The sequence below is a fragment of the Streptomyces sp. NPDC030165 genome, from assembly GCF_055573595.1.
Genome location: NZ_JBVIBD010000059.1, coordinates 1 through 1,590 on the forward strand (window position 1 = coordinate 1; position 1,590 = coordinate 1,590).

The following is a 1,590-nucleotide window of genomic DNA, read 5'->3' on the forward strand; positions in this document are numbered from 1 at the left end:
CGCAGGCGTGGCGGCGAGCGATGGCCTGCACGGCCACGTCGATGACCACGCCACCGTCATCGCTGTACGCGCGCATCTGCTGGCCGGGGACCCGGGGGATGGCCGCGGCGATCTGCTCGCCGGGCTCGCGCCGGTTGATGGTGTCCATGGGATCTCCTTCGGGTTGGCGTCGGGCGGGCTGCCCGACGTCCCCCTCACCGCCGGTACGCGACCGGCGGATCGGGGGCCGTCGGTCATCGGTTGCGATACGCCCGCTCGGCGCCACGCAGGCGGTCCTGCGCGGCGAGGTTCGCCCGGCCGGCGGACGAGTCTTCGTCGACGAGGCCGAGCTCCCCGCGGTTGACGGGATCGGCGGCGAGCGCATCACGGGCGGCCGTCAACTCGCGGCCCTCGGGGGTGTCGTCGGTGCGGCGGAAGCGGGGCATGAGGGTCCTTTCGGTCAGGCGTTGAGGGTCCAGCGGTCGCGGAGGCGGCGGATCGTGAAGCCGGGGCCGGCGAGCGTGCCGGGGTGGAAGAGGATCGCTCCGCACTTCAGGTCGTCGATCTTGTTGAGGAGTTCGGTGATCTGCGCCGCGTATGCGGCGGCCTGCTGCTCTCGTTTGCGCAGCTCTCGGGCGCTTCCTCGGAACATGGGCGGGCCTCCTACAGGCGGGTGTTGGCGCGGATGGTGTTGGCGAGCCGCCCCAGCGGGACGGTGACGGCCAGATCGGCGGCGGCGGTCAGGCAGATCAGCAGGACCATGGCGGGGCCGGGCAGACTGCTGCCGAAGATCCATAGGGCGAGGCCGAGGGCCCCGGCGTGGATCACGAAGATGAGCGTGTCGACGATGGTGTGGGCCAGCTTCACGGCGCCTCCGGCCGGCGATCGGTGAAGTTGCTCCCGTTGAGCAGGTACTCGCCACAGCCGCCGGCTTCGATGGCGCCGTCCGCGACCAGGCGTTGCAGCTCGGCTACCACCCAGGGGCGGGAGCGCGTCAGCCGGAGCAGGTGTGCGGTGAAGTCCTTGGGGCCGATCCGCCGCCGCCCTTCTTCGGCGAACTGGAGGATCAAGTCCCACATCAGCCCCCGCGCTTCGTACATGCCCAGCTTCGGTCCCGGTTCCGGCTCTTCGGCCAGCGGCCATGCAGGCAGCGGAGGCGTCTCGGTGAGCGCAGTGCGCGCGGCGTTGATGCACTCGGCGGCCGTGCCGAGGTCGAGGCTGACCTCCAGCCGCACGGGCGTGCGGCGTTCCGTCTCGTGCCGACTCTCCCCGCCGGACACCGAGAGCCTGAGAGTTCCGATGTGCGCATCGAGGAGATCGGTGGCCGCCTGCAGTGCCCCCGAGGCTTCTCGGGCGGTGGTCGCGGTCCAGGTGTAGCGGGGTGGATCGAAGGTCATGTCGTCCTCCGTTATCTGGTGGTTTGTTCCTCGCTGTTCGGTGTGCTGTTCCGTCGCTGTTCCGTGGGTCGCTCTCGCGCGCGCGTTACGGATCTGGAGTGGCGCTGTTCCGCCGGCGGAACAGGACATTCGCGCTGTTCCATGAGGTCGGAGCTGTTCCGTGGGCTGTTCCGTCGCTGTTCGGTGCCTGTTCCGTGCCGTGCAGGCTCTGTTC

4 protein-coding genes are annotated in these 1,590 nt (G+C 70.2%); all 4 read right to left on the reverse strand.

The window, feature by feature from the left end; all coding sequences use genetic code 11:
• Positions 1-233: 233 nt before the first annotated feature.
• From ACZ4Z1_RS41980 to ACZ4Z1_RS41995, 4 genes are read right to left on the reverse strand one after another with little or no spacing between them, the layout of a single operon-like run.
• Positions 234-425: a hypothetical protein gene (locus ACZ4Z1_RS41980; protein ID WP_468491986.1), complete on the reverse strand. Its 192-nt coding sequence runs from the start codon at positions 423-425 to the stop codon at positions 234-236.
• 14 nt (positions 426-439) lie between these two features.
• Entirely contained in the window at positions 440-631 is a 192-nt protein-coding gene (locus ACZ4Z1_RS41985; RefSeq protein WP_468491987.1) for a hypothetical protein, read from the reverse strand.
• Between the two features lie 11 nt (positions 632-642).
• Positions 643-846 (reverse strand): hypothetical protein, encoded by a 204-nt coding sequence (locus tag ACZ4Z1_RS41990; protein WP_468491988.1) that lies wholly within the window; start codon positions 844-846, stop codon positions 643-645.
• A complete protein-coding gene (locus ACZ4Z1_RS41995; RefSeq protein WP_468491989.1) occupies positions 843-1,376 on the reverse strand; it encodes a hypothetical protein in 534 nt (177 codons plus the stop codon). Before ACZ4Z1_RS41995 ends, ACZ4Z1_RS41990 begins: the two co-directional genes overlap by 4 nt.
• Positions 1,377-1,590 lie beyond the last annotated feature (214 nt).

Bases quoted from the DNA above. Each gene is read 5' to 3' on its own strand.
- ACZ4Z1_RS41985 (WP_468491987.1), bottom strand. From the start codon at position 631: ATGTTCCGAGGAAGCGCCCGAGAGCTGCGCAAACGAGAGCAGCAGGCC.
- ACZ4Z1_RS41995 (WP_468491989.1), bottom strand. From the start codon at position 1,376: ATGACCTTCGATCCACCCCGCTACACCTGGACCGCGACCACCGCCCGA.
- ACZ4Z1_RS41980 (WP_468491986.1), bottom strand. From the start codon at position 425: ATGCCCCGCTTCCGCCGCACCGACGACACCCCCGAGGGCCGCGAGTTG.